Source organism: Herbaspirillum sp. DW155, from assembly GCF_037076565.1.
Lineage (GTDB): Bacteria > Pseudomonadota > Gammaproteobacteria > Burkholderiales > Burkholderiaceae_D > Herbaspirillum.
Map to the genome: position 1 here is coordinate 702,992 of NZ_AP029028.1, position 22,264 is coordinate 725,255.

General features: G+C 63.4%; 22 protein-coding genes. 11 read left to right on the forward strand and 11 right to left on the reverse strand.

Features of this window, described 5'->3' with window-relative positions:
* Position 1: 1 nt before the first annotated feature.
* From AACH55_RS03185 to AACH55_RS03205, 5 genes are all read right to left on the reverse strand, one after another.
* Positions 2–985: an aliphatic sulfonate ABC transporter substrate-binding protein gene (locus tag AACH55_RS03185; protein ID WP_338717973.1), complete on the reverse strand. Its 984-nt coding sequence runs from the start codon at positions 983–985 to the stop codon at positions 2–4.
* Between the two features lie 24 nt (positions 986–1,009).
* Positions 1,010–1,819 carry an ABC transporter permease gene (locus tag AACH55_RS03190; protein WP_338720156.1) on the reverse strand — a complete coding sequence of 270 codons (810 nt, stop codon included), beginning with the start codon at positions 1,817–1,819 and terminating at the stop codon, positions 1,010–1,012.
* A gap of 112 nt (positions 1,820–1,931) precedes the next feature.
* A complete protein-coding gene (locus tag AACH55_RS03195) occupies positions 1,932–2,918 on the reverse strand; it encodes an aliphatic sulfonate ABC transporter substrate-binding protein (protein ID WP_338717974.1) in 987 nt (328 codons plus the stop codon).
* 336 nt (positions 2,919–3,254) lie between these two features.
* Positions 3,255–3,860, reverse strand: coding sequence for a HAMP domain-containing sensor histidine kinase (locus tag AACH55_RS03200; protein WP_338717975.1), 606 nt, complete (start codon positions 3,858–3,860; stop codon positions 3,255–3,257).
* Positions 3,861–3,862: 2 nt separating this feature from the next.
* Complete coding sequence (locus AACH55_RS03205; RefSeq protein ID WP_338717976.1) at positions 3,863–5,491, reverse strand: tetratricopeptide repeat protein; 1,629 nt, start codon at positions 5,489–5,491, stop codon at positions 3,863–3,865.
* Positions 5,492–5,934: 443 nt separating this feature from the next.
* Here AACH55_RS03205 and recA point away from each other — a divergent pair, with 443 nt between their 5' ends.
* The 6 genes from recA to AACH55_RS03235 all read left to right on the forward strand — a co-directional run bounded on the left by recA (position 5,935) and on the right by AACH55_RS03235 (position 12,359).
* Entirely contained in the window at positions 5,935–6,984 is a 1,050-nt protein-coding gene (recA, locus tag AACH55_RS03210) for a recombinase RecA (RefSeq protein ID WP_008325554.1), read from the forward strand.
* Positions 6,985–7,435: 451 nt separating this feature from the next.
* On the forward strand, positions 7,436–7,900 hold the full coding sequence (gene recX, locus AACH55_RS03215) for a recombination regulator RecX (RefSeq protein ID WP_338717978.1): 465 nt from the start codon (positions 7,436–7,438) through the stop codon (positions 7,898–7,900).
* A 665-nt stretch (positions 7,901–8,565) separates the two neighbouring features.
* On the forward strand, positions 8,566–9,726 hold the full coding sequence (sucC, locus tag AACH55_RS03220) for an ADP-forming succinate--CoA ligase subunit beta (protein ID WP_338717979.1): 1,161 nt from the start codon (positions 8,566–8,568) through the stop codon (positions 9,724–9,726).
* 101 nt (positions 9,727–9,827) lie between these two features.
* Entirely contained in the window at positions 9,828–10,709 is an 882-nt protein-coding gene (gene sucD, locus AACH55_RS03225) for a succinate--CoA ligase subunit alpha (RefSeq protein ID WP_013232695.1), read from the forward strand.
* A gap of 222 nt (positions 10,710–10,931) precedes the next feature.
* A complete protein-coding gene (locus tag AACH55_RS03230) occupies positions 10,932–11,666 on the forward strand; it encodes a TerC family protein (RefSeq protein ID WP_338717983.1) in 735 nt (244 codons plus the stop codon).
* A gap of 186 nt (positions 11,667–11,852) precedes the next feature.
* Positions 11,853–12,359, forward strand: coding sequence for a pilin (locus AACH55_RS03235; RefSeq protein WP_338717984.1), 507 nt, complete (start codon positions 11,853–11,855; stop codon positions 12,357–12,359).
* Positions 12,360–12,451: 92 nt separating this feature from the next.
* Here the strand turns inward: AACH55_RS03235 and moaC are convergent, their stop codons facing one another.
* Complete coding sequence (gene moaC, locus AACH55_RS03240) at positions 12,452–12,958, reverse strand: cyclic pyranopterin monophosphate synthase MoaC (RefSeq protein WP_338717986.1); 507 nt, start codon at positions 12,956–12,958, stop codon at positions 12,452–12,454.
* A gap of 107 nt (positions 12,959–13,065) precedes the next feature.
* Between moaC and AACH55_RS03245 the strand changes: the two genes are divergently transcribed.
* Complete coding sequence (locus tag AACH55_RS03245) at positions 13,066–14,613, forward strand: M48 family metalloprotease (RefSeq protein ID WP_338717987.1); 1,548 nt, start codon at positions 13,066–13,068, stop codon at positions 14,611–14,613.
* A 16-nt stretch (positions 14,614–14,629) separates the two neighbouring features.
* On the opposite strand, the gene AACH55_RS03250 is transcribed toward AACH55_RS03245, so the two are convergent.
* The 5 genes from AACH55_RS03250 to AACH55_RS03270 all read right to left on the reverse strand — a co-directional run bounded on the left by AACH55_RS03250 (position 14,630) and on the right by AACH55_RS03270 (position 17,986).
* On the reverse strand, positions 14,630–15,238 hold the full coding sequence (locus tag AACH55_RS03250) for a DUF2946 family protein (protein ID WP_338717988.1): 609 nt from the start codon (positions 15,236–15,238) through the stop codon (positions 14,630–14,632).
* Positions 15,231–16,223, reverse strand: coding sequence for an alpha/beta fold hydrolase (locus tag AACH55_RS03255; protein WP_338717989.1), 993 nt, complete (start codon positions 16,221–16,223; stop codon positions 15,231–15,233). The genes AACH55_RS03250 and AACH55_RS03255 overlap by 8 nt, the downstream gene beginning before the upstream one ends.
* Positions 16,224–16,283: 60 nt before the next feature.
* Entirely contained in the window at positions 16,284–16,715 is a 432-nt protein-coding gene (locus AACH55_RS03260) for a nuclear transport factor 2 family protein (RefSeq protein ID WP_338717990.1), read from the reverse strand.
* A gap of 66 nt (positions 16,716–16,781) precedes the next feature.
* Complete coding sequence (locus tag AACH55_RS03265) at positions 16,782–16,982, reverse strand: zinc-finger domain-containing protein (RefSeq protein ID WP_338717991.1); 201 nt, start codon at positions 16,980–16,982, stop codon at positions 16,782–16,784.
* A gap of 83 nt (positions 16,983–17,065) precedes the next feature.
* Positions 17,066–17,986 carry a branched-chain amino acid transaminase gene (locus AACH55_RS03270; protein WP_338717992.1) on the reverse strand — a complete coding sequence of 307 codons (921 nt, stop codon included), beginning with the start codon at positions 17,984–17,986 and terminating at the stop codon, positions 17,066–17,068.
* Positions 17,987–18,203: 217 nt separating this feature from the next.
* On the opposite strand from AACH55_RS03270, the gene AACH55_RS03275 reads away from it, so the two are divergent.
* The 4 genes from AACH55_RS03275 to pyk all read left to right on the forward strand — a co-directional run bounded on the left by AACH55_RS03275 (position 18,204) and on the right by pyk (position 22,254).
* The gene (locus AACH55_RS03275) at positions 18,204–18,998 is read left to right on the forward strand and encodes an AzlC family ABC transporter permease (protein WP_338717993.1); all 795 of its coding nucleotides are present in this window, start codon (positions 18,204–18,206) and stop codon (positions 18,996–18,998) included.
* Positions 18,995–19,318, forward strand: a complete 324-nt coding sequence (locus tag AACH55_RS03280; protein WP_338717994.1) for an AzlD domain-containing protein — start codon at positions 18,995–18,997, stop codon at positions 19,316–19,318. Before AACH55_RS03275 ends, AACH55_RS03280 begins: the two co-directional genes overlap by 4 nt.
* 122 nt (positions 19,319–19,440) lie before the next feature.
* The gene (locus AACH55_RS03285; RefSeq protein ID WP_338717995.1) at positions 19,441–20,631 is read left to right on the forward strand and encodes a phosphoglycerate kinase; all 1,191 of its coding nucleotides are present in this window, start codon (positions 19,441–19,443) and stop codon (positions 20,629–20,631) included.
* Positions 20,632–20,820: 189 nt separating this feature from the next.
* The gene (pyk, locus tag AACH55_RS03290; protein ID WP_338717996.1) at positions 20,821–22,254 is read left to right on the forward strand and encodes a pyruvate kinase; all 1,434 of its coding nucleotides are present in this window, start codon (positions 20,821–20,823) and stop codon (positions 22,252–22,254) included.
* The last annotated feature ends 10 nt before the right edge of the window (positions 22,255–22,264 follow it).

Sequence of the window (22,264 nt, forward strand, 5' to 3'; positions counted from 1 at the left end):
CTCAGGCGATCTTTTCCGGCGCCCAGATCGCCACATCAGCGGTATCGACCTTCCTGGGCAGCAGGCCGGCGGCGAAGAAGGTGTCGGCGATGCGTTGCTGCTCGCCCAGCGCCTCCCGCCTGACGGCACGCACCTCGTAGCTGCGGCGGCTGTTGGCCAGTTCGATGGTGTCCGCGTCCAGCCCCCAGAGCGGGGCCAGGAAGGTGGCGGCTTCGCGGGGATGCTGTTTTACCCACAGGCCAGTCTTCTTCAGTTCATCGAAGACCACGCGCAAGACCTCGGGGTTGGCCTGCGCGAAGCTGGCCGAGGCAAGGTAGTAGCGCTGGTAATCGGCCGCGCCCTGTCCGTCCGACAGGATGCGCACCTGGGATTGCCGCTGCACACCCGCCAGGAAGGGATCCCAGGTCACCCAGGCATCGACGCTGCCCCGCTCGAAGGCGGCGCGACCATCGGCGGGAGACAGGTAGGCGGCATCGACATCGCTGAACTTCAGCCCGGCCTTTTCCAGCGTGGCAATGAGCAGGTAGTGCACGCCGGCCGCCTTGGTCACGGCGATCTTGCGGCCCTTGAGGTCAGCAGGTTTGCGCAGCGGCGAATCGGCCCGCACCACGATGGCTTGCGCGGCCGGCGAGGGCGACTCCTGTGCCACGTAGGCCAGCCTGGCACCGGCCGCCTGGGCGAACACCGGCACGGTGTCGGCCACGTCAGCGCTGAGGTCGACGCCACCGACGTTGAGCGCTTCCAGCAGCGGCAGCCCGCTGGCGAATTCGTGCCAGCTGATTTTTGCGCCGGTGGGGGCGAGCAGCTTTTCCAGCGTTGCGTTGGCCTTGAGGATGGTCAGCAGGGTGGACGATTTCTGATAGCCGATGCGGATGGCCTTGCTGCCTTGCGCCAGTGCGCAGGCCGGCGCCAGTGCGGCGAGGCCGAGTGCGGCGCTGGCCTGCAGCAGGCGGCGGCGGGTAAGGTCGGTGCAGTGCGTGGACATGGATACGCTCAGGAAAATGGATAGTCAGGTTTTCTGCTGGCTGGACTGGCGTCGCGCGTCGCGCCAGCCCAGGCTCTTCTGCTCGATGGCGCGTAGCAGGCTGTCGCTGAGCTTGCCCAGCAAGGCCAGGATCAGGATGGCGGCCAATACCAGGTCCGGCCGGCTGCTTTCGCGTCCGTCCGAGAGCAGATAGCCCACGCCCCGGGTCGCGGCGATCAGTTCGGCTGCCACCAGGAACATCCACGCCAGGCTCAAGCCGCCGCGCAGGCCGGCAAAAAGATAGGGCAGGGATGCCGGCAGCAGGATGTGGCGGATCAGCTCCGAAGTGCTCAGTCCCGAACTGGTGCCGACTTCGATGAGCTTGTGGTCGATGTCGCGGATGCCTGCTACCAGATTCAGATAGACCGGGAAGAAGGCGCCGATGGCAATCAAGACCACCTTCGGTGTCTCATCGATGCCCAACCACAGCAGCAAGAGCGGAATCCAGGCCAGGCTGGGGATTGCGCGCAGGGCCTGGAAGCTGGGTTCCAGCAGGGCTTCGGCGCGGCGGCTGATGCCGACCAGCAGGCCCAGTACCACTGCCAGTGCGCTGCCGATGGTAAAGCCGGCCGCGACCCGCCCCAGGCTCGCACCGATATGCGACAGCAGTTCACCGCGCATCGCCAGCGACCACAAGGTATGGGCCAGCTCGCTCGGGGGCGGCAGCAGGCGCGCCGGAATCAGGTCCAGCCGGGCGCCGGCCTCCACCAGCAGCAGCAAGGCCAGCGGCACGATCCAGCCGGTGAAGCGTCCGGGGCGGTAGCCGTCATCATGCGGCCAGCCGCGGCGGCGCATGGCTTGCCTGGCGTGCCTGGTCTGCCTGGCGGGCGCAGCGGTCGGCTCGCCGGCGCCGGTGGTGGACGCGGCTTGCAGCGTGGCCGGCAGAGGGATGGGGTCGGACATGGCCTCAGGCCTTCACCACGCCCTGCGCGTAGCTGGGGTCGATCAGCGCATTGATGGTGCGCGGCAGGTCGGTGCCGCTCTTGACCAGATCCTCTTCCAGCAGGATGGGCGAGGCCGCGCGCAGGGCCTCGATGTGCTCGCGGCCGATCTGCGGCTGCGAGAAATCGTTGCGCTTGAGTTGCAGGCGGGCTACCGGCGCCGACAGTCTGGACTGTTCCGACAGCAGTGCCACGGTCTCTTCCGGATGCGCAATGATCCAGGTGCGCGCCCGCTCATAGGCGGCAATCACGCGCCGGACCTGCTCCGGATGGCGCGCCGCAAAGCTGTCGCTGACGTTGAGGAAACCGTAGGTATTGAAGTTGACGTTGCGGTAGATCAGGCGCGATCCCGCTTCCAGCTCGCTGGCCGCCAGATGCGGATCGAGGCCGGCCCAGGCGGCCACGCGGCCCTGTTCCAGCGCGGCACGGCCATCGGCATGCTGCAGGTGCACGATCTCGACGTCGCTTTTCTTGAGGCCGTTCTCATGCAGTGCTCGCAGCAGGAAGAGATAGGGATCGGTACCCTTGGTGGCGGCGATCTTCTTGCCCTTGAGTTCGGTGATCGACTTGACCGGCGAGTCCTTGCCCACCGCCAGCGCCGTCCATTCCGGACGCGAATAGATGTAGACCGCCTTGACCGGATTGCCATTGGCGCGCGCCAGCAAGGCAGCCAACCCGGCCGTGCTGCCGAAATCCACGCTGTCGCTGTTCAGATATTCGAGCGCACGGTTGCTGCCCTGACTCAGCACCCATTTGACTTCGGTGCCTTGGGCCTTGAGGTCTTCCTCCAGCCAGCCGAATTTGCGCAGCACCAGGCTGGGTGGCGAGTAATAGGCGTAGTCCAGGCGGATGGTCTTGGGTGGCTGTTCCGCGCGTGCCAGCAAGGGTGCGTTGCCCAGCATGGTAGCGCCCAGCGCGGCGCCGGCCTGGCGAAGGAAGTCTCTGCGTTGCATGAATGGGTTCTCCCGGTATTGGATCGTCCCGCGCGACCTGGCGTTGCGCAGCCTTCCGCCCCGGTTGCACGGGCGGTAAAGGTGGGACAAACCGACACTCTAAGGAGCAAGCGCAGGCAGCAGAACGACTATTTTCGCGCTTGCATATGCGGCCGGCGCATGTGGCTGGCCGCGCGGGAAATCATGCAGTCTTGCGGAGGAGTGGTGGTGCACTGCTGCAGTTCTCCAGTCCTGCAGTCCTACAGTTGTATAGAGGACTTGCGGGAAGGTGATGCAGACCAACTGAGATGAGAGACCCGGCGATGGCCGGCAGACCATCGTGCCAGCCCAGCACGCTCAGGGCAGGCACAGCTCGAACAGCGCGCCCCCGTCGGGATGATTGGACAGCCGCGCTTCCCCCGAGCGGGTGTCCTTGTTGTGGGCGGTGGCAATCGCATTGCACAGGTCCATGCCCAGCCCGGTGGAGGGCTTCTTTTCCTGCGTGCCGATACCGGGGCCGTCGTCACGCACGGTGAAGATCAGGCCGCCCGCAGGGTCCTTGTGGCAGCCCAGCGCAATCTGCGTGCGGGCAAAGCGGCTGGCGTTCTGCAAGGCCGCTTCCAGCGCCAGCGCCACCAGGTGTTCATCGAAGAAACCGATGACCGGCATCTCGGTTTCGTCCACCGACAGCGCGATCTCCGTGCTGCGTGAGACGGCGTGTTCGCGCACCAGTGCATCGAGGAAATCCAGTGGCGAGACCGCTTCGACCTGCGCGCGCAGGCCTTGTGAATCGGCCTTGTAGAGGGTCAGGAAGGCGATCAGTTTTTCCTGCAGGGCCAGACAGGTGACATGGGCCTGCTGGACACGCGGCTCATCGTCGGACAGGCGGCGCAATTCCCCCTCCAGCACGCCCAGGGAGTTTTTGATGTCATGAATGATGATCGCGGCAAGCTTGGGATCCATGGTCAGCTCTTCGGGGCTACTTTGCTCAGGGTGTCGCGCAGGAACTTGTGCATCTTCGCGACTCTATCGTTGCCGGGAATCAGTCGGTCCAGGGTGGCCAGGTAGCGGCGCACGCGCTTGACGTACTCTTCGTTCCAGCCGCGCTGGCTCATCCACAGCAGGTGCAGCTGGGCTGCGGCCAGCAGCACGCCGGTGTTCTCCGGCATGCTGGTCAGCGCCTCTTCCAGTCGGGCCAGCGACTCGTCGGGCTTGGCGCTGCGCATCAAGGCATTGGCTTCGGCGATGATGCTCATGCAGTGCTTGACGGCACCGTCGATGAGTTCCTCGGCCAGGTTGGCGCGGCCGGTATCGGCCAGCACCTTGCGCGCCAGCATCTGCAGGGTCTTGTTCTCGTGGTCGGACTTGACCGCATCGGCGATCAGCCGGGCGCCTTCCTCGTCCTTGCCCATCGAGAAGGCCGCCTTGGCCAGGGCCAGGGTGGCCGTGTCCGAGCTTTCCTTGCCGGCGGCCTGCCGGGCGGTCTCGAAGGCCTGCTGGGCCGAGATGGTGTCCCCCAGTTGCACGTAGGCCTGGGCTTGCACGGCGGCTTGTGCAGAGACGAAGATGTTGGATTCCTCGTAGCGGCGCGGTGCGCTTTCCAGGAGGCGCAGCGCGGCGTCAGGGTCGCCGCTGTCGATGTGGACCTGGGCCAGCGAAAGCAGGTCGGTGGGCTGCGCGGTGAGCGAGCCCTTGGTGTGCTTGAGTACCTTGTCGTAGGCTTCGCGCGCCTGTTCGAGGTGGCCGCTGCGGTAGGCCACGTCGCCCACCAGGCGGCTGCGACGGGCCGAGGGAATGATCTCGGAAGATTTGGTGAGCGCCTCCAGCGCCCCTTCCTGGTTGCCCTGGGCTTCGTCGATCTGGGCCAGCAGGTCGTAAGCGGCGATGAACTGCTTGTTCTGCGCCAGCACGTCCTGCACGATCGCGCGCGCATCATCCATCTGACCGGCCACGATGTTGCAGCGGGCCAGACCGATCTTGGCCCACACCAGGTCGTCGCGCATGGACAGGGCCTGCTTGTAGACCTCGCGCGCCTCGTCGATGCGGCGCTGGTCGATCAGCAGCGTGCCCTTGGTCTTCATGATTTCCACGATCCACTTGGGCGCGGCCTTCAACACGTTGTCGCATTCGATGATGGCGCCGGCGAAGTCCTTGCGCTTCATCTTCTCGGTCACCGGCAGCATGGCGTGCTGCTTTTCCAGCAGGCGGTCGACGCGCTCGGCAATGCGGCTGGCCGTCAGCGGCTTCAACATGTAGGCATCCGGCTGGAACTCGGCCGCGCTGGCCACCAGGTTGTAGCCGCTCTCGGCCGTCACCATGATGAACATGCAGGTGGGCGAGAGCATGTTCTGGGTGCGGAAGAACTCCAGCAACTGCTGGCCGTTGCTTTCCTTGTTGAGGTTGTAGTCGCAGATGATCAGATCATAGTTGCCAGATTGCACGAAGCGGATGGCTTCATCGGGCGTGGCAGCCTGGTCGACCTTGGTCACGCCAAGTTGCCCGAGGTGCATGCGAATGTTCTGGCGCATCGTCGGCATGTCGTCGATGACCAGGCAGCGCAGGGCGCTGATATGGCTGAAGGGCACTAAACTCATGAGAACGGTGTGTAATGCGATCTGTAAATTGATCTGTAAAGCAAGCGGTCTGCCGGGCCCCCGGAACGCTTGGGATGATAATAATTTCCGCAATGCAATATCGCGTGAGATGACGACTATTGCGCGCCAGATGACCCAAAGCTGACGAATTATTCCTACCAACTCGCGAGTGTGCCGTTTTTTTTCCTTCCATGCATCATTCCTCTGCGTTTTATGAAGTTTTCGGAAGGACTGGCTCTCGTATAATTGGGTTTTTCGCCCACGATGATGCAAGGGCCGACAAAAACGCTTGCACGAAGCACTGTTTTTTTATACAGTATCGCTCTATCGGGGCGGTCATCCACTGCCGCCGGGCAACACAGCAGCACGCAAGCCATATAGTGCAACATCAGCAAGACCTCCCCTGACACCCCTTCTTCACGACATTTTGCCGAGAGAGATTTATGGACGACAAAAAAGCTGCGAACAACTCTGAAAAGAGCAAGGCGCTGGCCGCCGCGTTGGCACAGATTGAAAAGCAGTTTGGCAAGGGCTCGGTGATGCGCATGGAAGACGGCGTCATCGCCGAGGAAATCCAGGCCGTTTCCACCGGCTCCCTGGGGCTGGACATCGCCCTGGGCATCGGCGGCCTGCCGCGTGGCCGCGTGATCGAGATCTACGGTCCGGAATCCTCGGGCAAGACCACCCTGACCCTGCAATCGATTGCCGAAATGCAGAAGCTGGGCGGCACCTGCGCCTTCATCGACGCCGAGCACGCGCTGGACGTCACCTATGCCCAGAAGCTGGGCGTGAATCTGAACGACCTGCTGATCTCGCAGCCCGACACTGGCGAACAGGCCCTGGAAATCTGCGATGCCCTGGTGCGCTCGGGTGCCGTGGACCTGATCGTAGTCGACTCCGTGGCCGCGCTGACCCCCAAGGCCGAAATCGAAGGCGATATGGGCGACTCCCTGCCCGGCCTGCAAGCCCGCCTGATGTCGCAAGCGCTGCGCAAGCTGACCGGCAGCATCAACCGCACCAATACCACCGTCATCTTCATCAACCAGATCCGTATGAAGATCGGCGTCATGTTCGGCAACCCGGAAACCACGACCGGCGGCAACGCGCTGAAGTTCTATGCTTCCGTGCGCCTCGACATCCGCCGTACCGGTTCGATCAAGTCGGGTGATGAAGTCATCGGTAGCGAAACCAAGGTCAAGGTCGTCAAGAACAAGGTCGCGCCCCCGTTCCGCGAAGCGCACTTCGACATCCTGTATGGCGAAGGCACTTCCCGCGAAGGCGAAATCCTGGACCTGGGTTCGGAACACAAGGTGGTCGAGAAGTCCGGCGCTTGGTACAGCTACAACGGCGAGCGCATCGGCCAGGGCAAGGACAATGCCCGCAACTACCTGAAGGAACATCCGGAACTGGCCCGCGAGATCGAGAACAAGGTCCGTGTCGCCCTGGGTGTGCCGGAACTGGCCGGCGGTGAAGCCGAAGCCAAGGCCTCCTGAGCCTGCGCAGCTGAGTCCGATTCCGATTCAAGCATCATCGCGGCGGCAGGGTTTGCCTGAGCCTTTGACGTCGCGATGATGCCTGTTATTCCTGCCTGTGTACGCTGATAGGGTGCATGCGTGGGACGTTGTACTTGAGTTGTATTTGTACTGCAGCACCGCATTACTGTTTTATCGTTTCAATGCATCGAAGCATCACTGAATCCAAGCACTACCGGCTCAGTGAATCAAAGCATCACCGACCTAGTGAGTCAGAGCATCACCGATTCACTGAGTCAGAGCGTCGCTGAATCACAGCGTCGGTGAATCCTGGCTTCATTGCATCAAACTTCACTGCATCAATGCATCACGGTGGCCTGGCTTCTCGCGCTGGGTGCTGCAAGGTCATAAGGCGTCAGCCATCATGGTGTCTCATGTTTTTTTCGTTTCATCGTCCGTGTAGTCGAACGTCATGCCAAGACCGCCGATCAGCCTGAAAGCACGGGCGCTCAAGTATCTCTCTTCACGTGAGCATAGTCGCCAGGAACTTGCGCGTAAGCTTGCCCCTTACGCGCAAGAGGGCGATGACATCGATGCGCTCCTGCAATGGCTGGAGCAGTCCCGTTTTCTTTCCCAGGAACGTTTTTCCGAATCGCTGGTGCATCGCCGCTCGGCGCGCTATGGCAACCAGCGCATCTTCTCCGAACTGCATGGTCACGGCATCGAAGGTGAAGCCATTGCCGAACTGAAGGCCGATCTGGCCGCAGGAGAAGGGGAACGCGCCGCCCATGTGCTGCGCCGCAAGTACAGCGCGCCGCCCGAGGACGCAGAAACCCGCGCGAAGCAGATGCGCTTCTTGCAGCAGCGCGGCTTTTCCCATCGCAGCATCCGCGAAGCCTTCCAGACCGCCTGGGCAGACGAGGACGAGGCTTCCTGAGCCTGGCTGCAGGCTGCATCTGGCTGTTTGCAGGTGCTTTTCGCGTCCGCCTGTCTTCCGCGACTGCTGCGGCTCCTGTGATTCTTGCGGCTATCGTGGCTATCGTGGCTATTGTGGTGCCCTGTGATCCCTGCTGCCATGAGCCGGCCTGATCACCGCGCGGCAGCGCTCAATCCGGCCTTTCTTCTACCGCCCCATCCCGAAATAACGCCAAAAACGCAACCGTGCGTCTCGTCCGATGGTAATCATCCCGCTTTGCACCGTCCGATAGCGCTACCAGCCAACAGCCCGCGTGGCCTGTGCTAAAATTCGGAAGTTTTTGCTGCGGCGCGCAAGCCTGAGGAGATACCGCGTGTTGCCGGTTTGTTAAAACGGCGTAACGGGGATAGGTCCGCGTCTGGAGCAGAAATGGATAATGCGGACGCTTCGGCGCAAGCTGGCGCGTTTCGACTATCAGACCAACTAGAGCAGACGGCATGCATATGCCCAATTCGACGAATTCACTCGCAACCCGCGCAGCTCACGCCTGCGCCCGACTCCATCCGGCAACGGATGCGCCCCCCGCCTGCGGGTTGCAGTCTGCTTTCTGGTCGGCCGGCTCGATGCCGGCTACCGAATTTCAATCCGGCAAGTTTCATTCATTCAGTGTCTAAAGGGAAGCTCCCATGAAAATCCATGAGTATCAGGGTAAAGAAATCCTGCGCCAGTTCGGCGTAACCGTGCCGCGCGGCATTCCTTGCATGTCGGTCGATGAGGTCGAAGCGGCTGCCCAGAAGCTCGGCGGCCCGGTGTGGGTCGTCAAGGCCCAGATCCATGCAGGCGGCCGCGGCAAGGGCGGTGGCGTGAAGGTGGCCAAGTCCATCGAGCAGGTCAAGGAATACGCCAACCAGATCATGGGCATGCAACTGGTCACCCACCAGACCGGTCCCGAAGGCCAGAAGGTGCGTCGCCTGCTGATCGAAGAAGGCGCCGACATCAAGAAGGAACTGTACGTTTCCCTGGTGACCGACCGTGTTTCGCAGAAGGTCGTGCTGATGGCCTCCAGCGAAGGCGGCATGGACATTGAAGAAGTCGCCCACAGCCACCCCGAAAAGATCCACAACGTCATCATCGATCCGGTCGCCGGTCTGACCGACGCGCAAGCCGATGACGTGGCCGCCAAGATCGGCGTGCCCGCCGCTTCCATCCCCGCCGCCCGTCAGAACCTGCAAGGCCTGTACAAGGCTTACTGGGAAACCGACGCCTCCCTGGCTGAAATCAACCCCCTGATCCTGACCGGCGACGGCAAGGTCATCGCCCTGGACGCCAAGTTCAACTTCGACTCCAACGCCCTGTTCCGTCACCCGGAAATCGTCGCCTACCGCGATCTGGACGAAGAAGATCCGGCTGAAGTCGAAGCCTCCAAGTTCGACCTGGCCTACATCTCCCTGGACGGCAACATCGGCTGCCTGGTCAACGGCGCCGGCCTGGCCATGGCCACCATGGACACCATCAAGCTGTTCGGCGGCGAGCCGGCCAACTTCCTGGACGTGGGCGGCGGTGCCACCACCGAGAAGGTCACCGAAGCCTTCAAGATCATGCTGAAGAACCCCGGACTGAAGGCCATCCTGGTCAACATCTTCGGCGGCATCATGCGCTGTGACGTGATCGCCGAAGGCGTGATCGCTGCTTCCAAGGCGGTTTCCCTGAAGGTGCCCCTGGTGGTGCGCATGAAGGGCACCAACGAAGACCTGGGCAAGAAGCTGTTGGCCGATTCCGGTCTGCCGATCATCTCGGCCGATTCCATGGAAGAAGCCGCCCAGAAGGTCGTGGCAGCCGCCAAGTAAGTCAACCCAATACGCCAGCCTGCGCGGCATGAGCCGCCGGCTGCAAGCCATTGCAGCCCAGGCGCCGCCCGCGGCGCAGGCATCACAGTCAAGGAAGAGAAATGTCGATCCTCATCAACAAAGACACCAAGGTCATCACCCAAGGTATCACCGGCAAGACCGGCCAGTTCCACACCCGCATGTGCCGCGACTACGCGAACGGCAAGAATGCCTTCGTCGCGGGCGTGAACCCGAAGAAGGCCGGTGAAGACTTCGAAGGCATCCCCATCTATGCCAACGTCACCGAAGCCAAGAACGCCACCGGCGCCACCGTTTCCGTGATCTACGTGCCGCCCGCCGGCGCTGCCGCTGCCATCTGGGAAGCCGTCGAAGCCGAGCTGGACCTGGCCATCTGCATCACCGAAGGCATCCCCGTGCGCGACATGCTGGCCCTGAAGGACCGCATGGCCAAGGCCGGTTCCAAGACCCTGCTGCTGGGCCCGAACTGCCCCGGCCTGATCACCCCGGACGAAATCAAGATCGGCATCATGCCCGGCCACATCCACAAGAAGGGCCGCATCGGCGTGGTCTCCCGCTCCGGCACCCTGACCTATGAAGCCGTGGGTCAGCTGACCGCCCTGGGCCTGGGCCAGTCCTCCGCCGTCGGTATCGGTGGCGACCCGATCAACGGTCTGAAGCACATCGACGTCATGAAGGCCTTCAACGACGATCCGGACACCGATGCCGTCATCATGATCGGTGAAATCGGCGGTCCTGACGAAGCCAACGCTGCCCGTTGGATCAAGGACAACATGAAGAAGCCGGTGGTCGGTTTCATCGCCGGCGTGACCGCGCCCCCGGGCAAGCGCATGGGCCACGCAGGTGCCCTGATCTCCGGTGGTGCCGATACCGCTGAAGCCAAGCTGGCCATCATGGAAGAGTGCGGCATCAAGGTCACCCGCAACCCGTCCGAAATGGGTCGCCTGCTGAAGTCGGTGCTGTAATTTCGGCCGCGTTTTCCGGATGCCTCGGCCGAGGTGTCCGGAAGCCAAGCCGTACCAGCCATCGCAATACCCGCAAGATCAGCAAGACCAGCATGGGGAGCTCCGGCTCCCCATGTCATTTTTTGGCGAGCCATTCCAAGAGGGAAATGGCACTAATCGCGCACAACGCGGTCATCCCGCCATGCGCCCGACCAGAGGCGCTGTTTTCCCAAAAGGACATGCATGGAATTCCTGGCCAACCTGAACTGGGTGGCGGTCGCGCAGATCATCCTGATCGACATCCTGCTCGGTGGCGACAACGCCATCGTCATTGCGCTGGCCTGCCGCAACCTGCCCGACAAGCTGCGCATGAAGGGCATCGTCTGGGGCACCGTGGGTGCGATCGCCATTCGCATCGCCCTGATCGCCTTTGCCGTGACGATGCTGCAGTTGCCTTTCCTGAAGCTGGTCGGCGGCATCTTGTTGCTGTGGATCGGCATCAAGCTGCTCAACGAAGATGACCAGCACACCGACATCGACGGCAGCGACCGCCTCTGGGGCGCCGTCAAGACCGTGATCGTGGCCGACCTGGTGATGAGCCTGGACAATGTGATCGCCATCGCCAGTGCGGCCGAGCAGGCGGCGGGAGAGCATCAGTTGCTGCTGGTGGTGTTTGGCATCGTGGTGAGCATTCCCATCATCGTCTGGGGCAGCACGCTGGTGTTGAAACTGATGGAGAAATTTCCGGTCATCGTCACCCTGGGTGCGGCCTTGCTGGGCTACATTGCCGGTGGCATGATCTTCAGCGATGCGGCCGTGCAGGGCTGGCTCCAGGGCTTCATTGCCGAGACCGAATTCATGCTGCCGGGCGCCGCCGTGCACCTGAGCATGCCGGGCCTGGTCGGCGCGCTGGGCGTGGTGCTGACCGGCCTGACGCTCAAACGCAAGAAGCAGGAGCGCAATACACCGGCAGCCTAGCCGGCCATGGGGATGGCCGGTGCAATGTCCCGAACGCAAGCGTGCCGCAACCGCGCCGCCAGGCCATGCTTGAGCCAGGTCAGCGCCACGGCCGCACAAACCTGATAGCTTTGCAATTTTTTCGCTGGTATGCAGGACTGGCGCCGCCGATACTGGCAACGCCCTTTTCATTTTTACGAGGATCCCATGAAACCCGTCGTCTTCCGTCGCCCCCAACAAGGCTTTACCCTGCTCGAACTCATGGTCACGCTGGCCATCATCGGCATCCTCGCCATGCTGGGCGCGTCGCAATACCAGGACTACATCGCCCGGGCACGCGTTTCCGAAGGCTTCAACCTGGCCGAGCCCTACAAGCTGGCCGTGACCGAGCAGATCAGCTCCAACAATGGTGTCTTCACCGTGCCACAACTGGGCCTGCCGGCTTTCACCCCGACCGATAACGTCAGCAAGATCGAGGTCTCGCCGATGGAAAAGCGCGGCGTGGGTGGTGTCATCACCATCACCTACAGCCCGCGCGTAGGGGACGGCGGCACGCTGACGCTGACGCCCACCATCGCCTCCGGCACCATCCAGTGGCAATGTGCGGCCAAGGATGTGAAGCAGGCGGCCACGCCCGAAGGCGCTACGCCCAACACCGGTTTCGTCGCCGGCACCCTGCCGGCCAAGTTCGCACCAGCCAACTGCCGCGGCTGATCCACGCATTCAGCGGCGTCATGGCAGCATGAAAAAACGCGCCCAAGGGCGCGTTTGTCTTATCCACAGGGGAATTCGCAGTGCTCGCCGGTTCAGGGCCGCGCCATCGTGATGTCGCTCTTGCCGCCGCGCTTTTCGGTCACGCAGATATCGGTCATGACCATGCTCTTGTCGACCGCCTTGCACATGTCATAGACCGTCAGCAAGCCGAGCTGCACCGCGGTCAGCGCTTCCATCTCCACCCCGGTCTTGCCGAAGGTTTCCACGCGCGCGGTACAGCGCACGCAAGAGCTGGCGGCATCGGTGTCGAACTCCACTGATACGTGCGTCAGTGCCAGCGGATGGCACAAAGGGATCAGCTCACCCGTGCGCTTGGCCGCCATGATGGCGGCGATGCGGGCGATGCCGAGGACGTCGCCCTTCTTGGCGGTGCCTGATTCGATGATGGCCAGCGTGGCCGGCTGCATGCGGATCACGCCCGTGGCCAGGGCCACGCGATGGGTCTCGTTCTTGCCGCCGACATCGACCATGTGCGCCTGTCCGCCCTGGTCGAAATGGGTGAGGCCGCCGTTGGGCGCGTGATCGCCGGATGTGCTCATGATGATTTGCTGATGATGAAATGAAGGGAAGGGAGCGGGTATCATAGCAGGCAGCCTGCAGCGCACGCTGCCTCTCCTCCTTCCTGTCCGCCCTTGATGACTGGTCCATGCAACCAACCGTGACTGATCTTTCCCGCCATCCCTGGCGTCGCCTGCTGATGCGTGCGGTGAGCGCCGCCTGTCTGTTGTTGCCCGCTGCCCCGCTGACGCTGCTGCCGCATCCCGGCGTGGCCCAGGGTTTGCCGACGCTGGGCGATACCGAACGGGAAGGGCTCTCGCCGCTGATGGAGCGCAAGCTGGGCGAAGAGATCATGCGCGACATCCGCACCGACCGCGATTACGTCGACGATGGTCCGATCTCGGAATACCTCAACAATTTCGGCCAGAACCTGGTCTCGATCCACCCTGAAGTGCGCGGCGAGGCCGGTTTCGATTTCCAGTTCTTCATGGTGCGCGACCCCATGCTCAACGCCTTTGCGCTGCCGGGTGGTTTCATTGGGGTCAATAGCGGGCTGGTGCTGGCGGCGCAGTCGGAGTCCGAACTGGCCGGCGTGATGTCGCACGAAATCGGTCACGTGGCCCAGCGCCACATTGCGCGCATGCTGGGCCAGCAAAAACAGAACTCGATGATCCAGCTGGCCGCCATCGTGCTGGGCGCGCTGGCGGGGGTGTCCAAGGCCGGGGGCGATGCCGCCATGGCCACCATGATGGGCGGCACCGGGCTGGCGGTGCAACGCCAGCTCAACTTCAGCCGCGATGCCGAGCGCGAAGCCGACCGCATCGGCCTGCAGATCATGCGTGATGGCGGCTTCGATCCCTCCGGCATGGTCACCTTCTTCGGTCGCCTGCAAACCGCGTCGCGCAATTACAGCGATGCCGTGCCGCCCTATTTGATGACGCACCCGCTGACCACCGAGCGTATCGCCGACATCCAGGCCCGCATCCGCGACCAGCGCTACAAGCAGCGCGTGGACAATCCGGAATTCCAGCTGGCGCGCGCCCGCACCCAGGTCTTGCAGAACGACAGCGTGCAGGGGCTGCGCGAGAACGTGGCCAAATTCACCGACCAGGCCAGGCAGAACACCAAGCTCATGACGGCCGCCGCCCGATATGGCCTGGCCTATGCCTACTATCGCCAGAACCGTTTCGAGCAAGCCGAGGCGGCCCTGAAGGAGGCGCAGGAAGCAGCGATCCCGATGAAGACCGGCATCTTCTTCGGCAGCCTCGACATCGACATCAAGATCGCCCGCAAGCAGACCCAGCAGGCGCTGCAGGTGGCCGAGGCCATGCGCCTGCAGTTTCCCATCTCGCGCAGCGTGGCGCGTCAGTATGCGGACGCCCTGATCGCCGCCAGCCGCTATGACCAGGCGGTGGCTTATCTGCGCGACCAGGCGCAGCTGTACCGCTCCGACGCCCAGGTGCAGCAGCTGCTGGCCAAGGCCTATGCGGCGCAGGGCAAGCAGGCCCTGCAGCATCTGGCGCTGGCCGAATCTTATGCGCTCAACGGCAGCCTGCTGGCGGCCATCGATCAGTTGGGGATTGCACGCAAGGCGCCCGACGCGACCTTCTACGACCAGTCGCAGATCGATGCGCGCGAGCGCGAATGGAAGGCGCGCTGGAAAGATGAGCAGAAGGAACTCAAAGACCGCAGCTGAGCCACCGCCCGGAAAGTCAGGCGGGACGGGGGTGAGCGGCGAACCTGAAGGATTGTTCCAGTTGCTCGCTGGCCATGCGCTGTAGCGGCAGCTTGTGTCCGTTCCAGGTGAAGTGCAGTGTCAGATTCTGGTCATTTTCCAGCCAGCGCAGCAGGGCTTCTTCGTCAGCCCGGCCTTCATGATGCAGGTACGGCAGCAACTGCGCCAGATCGCGGTCATCGACTCCGGCGATGCACGGGCCGCTGCGCAGGTAGAGACGCCCGGTCTCATCCATCCACGCCGAATCGATGTGCTCCCACACGACCCCTGTATGCAGCACCAGCGACAGCCTGGCCGCATCCTGCACCGACGGCTGGGTGCGCAGGATATGCGGCATCCACTCCAGCTCCACATACACGCGCTGCGGCCCGTTCTGGAAATACCAGCGCCCGGCCTCGTCGCAGGCATAGTTGCGTTCGATGAAGGCCAACAGGGCAGGGTGGCGGATGGGGTCTCCGGGCAAGTCCAGCTGTTGCGCGCGTTCGTCGCGCATGCGCCACTGGCCGCGCGCATCCAGGCGCAGCCAGCCGAAGCAGTGCGGTACGTTGGGCCAGCGGGCCATGGCCTGGCGGACGATCTCATCCATGGGCCAGCTCCGTGCGGGCGACGAAGCTGCTTTCCGTCTTGCCTTCCAGGAAGTGCAGCAGCCGCTGCGGCAGCCAGTCGAGCCTGCCCGGCGGCCCGCCGGCGGCAAAGCCGACATGCCCGCCTTGTTCGGGATACTCCAGCACCACCTCCGGCGCCGCCGAGCGCGGCAGGTGGCGCGCCGGCAGGAAGGGATCGTTCTGCGCATTGAGTACCAGCGTGGGCACGCTGATGTCGTGCAGGATGTGCTTGGCGCTGGCGCGGTCCCAGTAATCGTCGGTGTTGCGATAGCCATGCAGGGGCGCGGTGACCACGTTGTCGAAGGCGTACAGGTCGCGCGCCGACAGCAGGGCTTCGCGGTCGAACAGGCCCGGGAACTGCTCCAGCTTGGCCAGGCATTTGGGCCGCATGGTGCGCAGGAAGACCCAGGTGTAGAGCCGGTTGAAGCCGCTGGCCAGGGCCGCACCGCCCCCGGCCAGGTCCAGCGGTGCCGACACCGCGCAGGCGGCATCGACGATCTCGGCCTCGTGCTGCGATTCACCCAGCCAGCGCAGCAGCGCATTGGCCCCCAGCGAGACGCCGCAGGCGTACAGGTGCGTGGCGGCCAGGTCCTGCTGGCGCAGCTTCAGGCGGCGGATGATCCAGTCCAGCTCGGCGGAGTCGCCGGAGTGATAGAAGCGCGGTGCCAGGTTGATCTCGCCCGAACAGCCACGGAAATGCGGAATCGCCCCATGCCAGCCGCGCCGCTGCACCTCGGCCATCAGGGCGCGGCTGTAGTGGCTGTCGGACGAGCCTTCCAGCCCGTGGAACAGCACCAGCAGCGGCCGTCCGGGCTGGCCATCGACGAAATCGATGTCGATGAAGTCGCCATCGGGCGCTTCCCAGCGCTCGCGCCGGTAGGCCACCGGCGGCTTGGGCAGGAAGGTCGACGGATAGATGGTCTGGAGATGGCCGCCGGGAAGCCAGCGGGGCGGGATGTAAAGCATGGTGCAGCGCTCTCGGATTCGGATGGCGCAAGCGCCTGTGGATAAATCAGGCGGCCGCGTTCAATGCAGCATGGCGCCGCCGACCACCGCTTCGGCCGGTGCCGGGCCCGGCGCCACCGAGGCGTGATGCAGCACCAGGCGCCAGCCCATGGCGGTTTTCTGGTAGACGTTGGTGGCGATGACATGGACATCGGACGGCTCGCCACCCTGATCGATGTCTTCTATCACGCTGTGCACGGAGGTCATCAGGTTCTGCGTCACGTGCAGCTGGCGCGGACGGATGTGCAGGCCGCCGTTGGAGAGGATGTCTTCCCACACCGCACGGATTTCCGCATGGCCGACCAGGCGCGGCGCGCCGGGGTGGATGCAGACGATTTCCTCGTCATCGGCCCACAGGTCCATCAGCGCTTCCAGGTCGGCACGAGCCAGGGCGTCGTAGTAGGCAGCTTCGATTTCATCGGGCGAGCCATGGATCAGTTTGTTGCGAGGCATGACAATCTCCGGATCAGATGAAAAGAGGGCCTTGTGGGCCCTCTCGTGTCTGGTGCGAACCTGGATTCAGTGGCCTTTGACCACGGTGCCGGGTTTGAGCTGATACTGGGTGCCGCAGTACGGACATTTGGCCGCGCCATGCGCGTCCAGTTCCAGGAACACGCGCGGGTGCGAGTTCCAGGCCGACATGCTGGGGTTGGGGCAGTGGGCCGGCAGGTCCTTGCCTTCGAGCAGGACCACGCCCTGCGATGCTTGAGCTTGGCTCATCTTGTTCTCCGTTGCTTGCAATTGACTAACGACTAAAGACTGACTGAATGGCTGAGTGACTGTCTGACGGCAGTGGCGACGCCTTACACCAGCGTGAGCCAGTGCTTGTACTGCGGCGCCCGGCCCGACACCACGTCGAAGAACAGGGTCTGCAGCTTCTCGGTGATGGGGCCACGGCCGCCATTGCCGATGACGCGGCGATCCAGCTCGCGGATCGGCGTGACCTCGGCGGCGGTGCCGGTGAAGAAGGCTTCATCGGCGCAATACATTTCATCGCGGGTGATGCGTTTCTCGATGACTTCGATGCCCAGGTCGCGCGCCATGGTCAGCACGGCGTCGCGGGTGATGCCATCCAGGCAGGAGGCCAGGTCGGGAGTATAGATCTTGCCGTTCTTGACGATGAAGACATTTTCACCGGAGCCTTCCGAGACATAACCCTCGGTATCCAGCAGCAGGGCTTCATCGTAGCCATCGGCCAGCGCTTCCTGGTTGGCGAGGATAGAGTTGATGTAGTAACCGCAGGCCTTGGCGCGCACCAGCGACACATTGACGTGGTGACGGGTGAAGGAAGAGGTCTTCACGCGGATGCCCTTGTTGATGCCATCCTCGCCCAGGTAGGCGCCCCACGGCCAGGCCGCGATGGCCACGTGGATCTGGTTGCCCTTGGCGGACACGCCCAGTTTTTCCGAGCCGATCCAGATCAGCGGGCGGATGTAGCAGGATTCCAGCTTGTTCTCGCGTACCACCTGGCGCTGCGCCTCGGCCAGGGTGGCCTGGTCGAACGGCACTTCCATCTGGAAGATCTTGGCCGAGTTGAACAGGCGTTGGGTATGTTCCTTCAGGCGGAAAATGGCCGTGCCTTCCGGCGTCTTGTAGGCGCGCACGCCTTCGAAGACACCCATGCCGTAGTGCAGGGTGTGGGTCAGTACGTGGATGGTGGCGTCACGCCAGTCGATCAGCGCGCCGTCCTTCCAGATCTTGCCGTCGCGGTCAGCCATGGACATGGTGGTCTCCCTGTGTGCGTTGAATGCAAAACTTCCTGAAATGACTGCCCGGTTCTGCTGAATGGAACTGAAGAACCGGGCAAAGGGCTCCATTTTAGCGGATTCACGCGAGCAAAAACTTTCATCTGTAGAATGAAGGCCCTGAGCAAAAATGCTGCACAACACCCCGCGCGCCAGTCACCGCCGGCCGCGTCTTCAATCCCCCCACGGACGAACAATGCAGAAGGAGACAGGCGAGGACGGCGCACGGTCCGCAAGCGATGGCTTCCCGCACGACCCCGCCAGCGCCCGCCGCATCGAGAAGGACGCCTTCCAGGAAGGCTGGCGCGCCAGTGCCTCGACCATTCCCGCCGTGCTGGCCTGGGGCATGGTCTCGGGCATGGCCATGGTCAAGTCGGGCCTGTCGATCTACCAGTCGCTGGGCATGAGCCTGCTGGTCTATGCCGGCTCGGCCCAGTTCGCCGCGCTGCCCTTGCTGGCGGCCGGGGTGCCGCTGCTGGTGGTGTTCTTCACGGCCATGATCGTCAATCTGCGCTTCGTGATCTTCTCGGCGGCTGTGGCTCCGCACTTCGAGCATCTGCCCTGGTACCGGCGGGTCTGGTACGGCTTCTTCAATGGCGATATCTCGATGGCGTTCTTTCCCCAGCGCTATCCGCCCTCTACTTTCGGTCAACCCGCTGGCAAAGTCGGCTATTTTGCGGCGATCTGCTATCCGGGCTGGCTTGCATGGCAACTCGGCGCCACCCTGGGCATCCTGCTGGGCAGCCAGATCCCGGAAAGCTGGAACATCGGCTTCGCCGGCACCCTGGCCCTGATCGCCGTGATGATCCCCATGACCAGCAGCCTCCCGGCCCTGGCCGGGGTGGTGGTGTCGGGCACGGTGGCGGTGCTGGCGCTGGAGCTGCCCTACCGGCTCGGTCTGCTGCTGGCCATGGTGCTGGGCATGTGCGCCGCCATGCTGGCCGACAAGCTCTTGCCCGGCAATGAGGCCGATGCGCAGGCGCCGGCATGAACGATTGGTACGTCTGGGGCGCCATCGCGCTGATGACACTTTCCACGGTCATCACCCGCAGCGGCTTCTTTCTCTTCGGCCATGCGGTCAAGCTGCCGCCGCGCGTCAAGCATGCGCTCAGCTATGCCCCTGCGGCGGCCATGGCGGCTATCATCTTCCCGGACCTGGTGACCTCGCACGGGGTCATCGAAATGAGCCTGGGCAATCCAAAGTTGCTCTCCGGTATCGGTGCCGGCGTGTTCTTTGCGGCAACGCGGCATCTTTTGGGAACTATTGTGGCAGGAATGTCACTCTTTACACTGCTGCGCTGGTGGTTGTGAAGTTTCGTGCAGAGCGGCCGGATGCGCTCCGGATGTTGTTCAAGCTGCCAAAAAGGCGTCAGGAGCAGGTCAGGCTGGAGTAAAATACGGCGTTTTTCGCCCCCTTCTTCGAATTCCTACCTATGAAATTCAACCGACTGAGCGATCTGATTTCTGCCAAGCAATTGCAAGGCAAACGCGTCTTCATCCGTGCCGATCTGAACGTCCCGCAGGATGATGCCGGCAATATCACCGAAGATACCCGCATCCGCGCTTCGGTCCCGGCCATTCGCGATGCCCAGCAGGCAGGCGCTGCAGTGATGGTGACTTCCCACCTGGGCCGCCCCACCGAAGGCGAGTTCAAGCCCGAGGATTCACTGGCACCGGTGGCCAAGCGCCTCTCCGAGCTGCTGGGCAGCGAGGTCAAGCTGGTTGCCAACTGGGTGGATGGCGTAGAGGTGCAGCCCGGCCAGGTCGTGCTGCTGGAAAATTGCCGCCTGAACAAGGGCGAAAAGAAGAACAGCGACGAGCTGGCGCAAAAGATCGCCAAGCTCTGCGATATCTACGTCAACGACGCCTTCGGTACCGCCCACCGCGCCGAAGCCACCACCTACGGCGTGGCCAAGTTTGCCCCCGTCGCCTGTGCCGGCCCGCTGCTGGCCGCCGAGCTGGATGCATTGGGCAAGGCCCTGAACCAGCCGGCCCGGCCGCTGGTGGCCATCGTGGCCGGTTCCAAGGTGTCGACCAAGCTGACCATCCTGAAGACCCTGGCCGAGAAGGTCGACAACCTCATCGTCGGTGGCGGCATCGCCAATACCTTCATGCTGGCTGCCGGCCTGAAGATCGGCAAGTCCCTGGCCGAGCCGGACCTGGTGGAAGACGCCAAGGCCATCATCGACCTGATGGCCAAGCGCGGCGCCTCGGTGCCCATTCCCACCGACGTGGTGGTGGGCAAGGAATTCTCGCCGACCGCAGCGGCCACCGTGAAGGCCGCCGCTGACGTGGCCGACGACGACATGATCTTCGACATCGGTCCCCAGACCGCTGCCGCCCTGGCTGAACAGCTGGGCCGTGCCGGCACCATCGTCTGGAATGGTCCGGTGGGCGTGTTCGAGTTCGATCAGTTCGGCCGTGGCACCGAGACCCTGGCGCGCGCCATCGCGGCGTCCCCGGGCTTCTCGATTGCCGGTGGCGGTGACACGCTGGCCGCCATCGCCAAGTACAACATTGCCGACAAGGTGGGCTACATCTCCACCGGCGGCGGTGCCTTCCTGGAATTCCTCGAAGGCAAGACCCTGCCGGCCGTCGAGATCCTGCTGCAGCGCGCGCAGTAAGCCTGACCGGCGCTGCGCCCTGTTGCCGGGCGCGGCGCCTTGCCGTTTCATCCGAATTCTGAGTCTGTAGCACCACCAATGATGAACGCGTCCGAGACGCGCGTTCGGGGCGGAAGCTCTCCGCCTGATCGGCCCTGCATCGGGCCGGGCAGCGGGCTTCTATCACCAAGTCGCAACCAGAAGGTATTCATGTCCAGAGCAACAAAAATCGTCGCCACCATCGGTCCCGCTTCCAGCGACCGTGAGACCCTGACCCGCATGATCCGCGCCGGCGTTGACGTCGTGCGCCTCAATTTCTCGCATGGCAAGCCGCAGGACCACATCGACCGCGCTACCCTGGTGCGCGAAGTGGCCGACGAATGCGGCAAGAAGGTCGCCATCATGGCCGACCTGCAAGGCCCCAAGATCCGCGTGGGCAAGTTCGAGAACGGCAAGATCATGCTGGCCAACGGCGACAAGTTCATCCTTGATTCCGATTGCCAGATGGGCAACCAGGAACGCGTGGGCCTGGACTACAAGGCATTGCCGCGTGACCTCAAGGGTAACGACATCCTGCTGTTGAACGATGGCCTGATCGTGCTCAAGGTCGAGCGCGTGATGGGCAACGAGATCCATACGGTGGTCAAGATCGGCGGCGAGCTGTCCAACAACAAGGGCATCAACCGCCAGGGCGGCGGCCTGTCCGCACCGGCGCTGACGGCCAAGGACATGGACGACATCAAGACCGCCATGAGCTTCCAGGCCGACTACGTGGCCGTGTCCTTCCCCAAGAACGCCACCGACATGGAAATGGCGCGCCAGCTCTCCAACGTGGCCGGTGAGCCCTTCGGCCACAAGCCGATGATGATCGCCAAGATCGAGCGCGCCGAAGCCATCCCGCTGCTGCAGGAAATCCTGGACGCCTCCGACGGCATCATGGTGGCCCGTGGCGACCTGGCCGTGGAAGTGGGCAATGCCGCCGTGCCGGGCCTGCAAAAGCGCATGATCAAGATGGCGCGCGCCTCCAACAAGCTGACCATCACCGCGACCCAGATGATGGAGTCCATGATCGTCAACGCCGTGCCGACCCGCGCCGAAGTCTCGGACGTGGCCAACGCCGTGCTCGATGGTACCGATGCCGTCATGACCTCGGCCGAGACCGCCTCCGGCAAGTATCCGGTGGAAACCGTGGAAGCCATGTCGGCCATCTGCCTGGAAGCCGAGCGCTCCGAAAACGTGCAACTGGATGCGGATTTCCTGAACCTGCGCTTTACCCGCGTGGATCAGTCCATCGCCTATGGCGCGCTGTTCACCGCGCACCACCTGCGTGTGAAGGCCATCGCCGCGCTCACCGAATCCGGTTCGACGGCGCTGTGGATGAGCCGTCACAACATCGATATCCCGATCTTTGCGATCACTCCCAATGTCGCCACGCGCCGCAAGGCTTCGCTGTTCCGCAACGTGCATACGCTGGAACTGGCCCAGGCGCCCGACACCGAAGCCATGTTGAAGGGCGCCCAGGACCTGCTGCTGGCGCAAGGCGTGGTGCAGAAGGGTGATCTGATCGTCGTGACCTGGGGCGAGCCCATCGGCCAGGTCGGCGGCACCAATGCGCTGAAGATCCTGCGCGTTGGCGAGTACTGATTTTTCATCG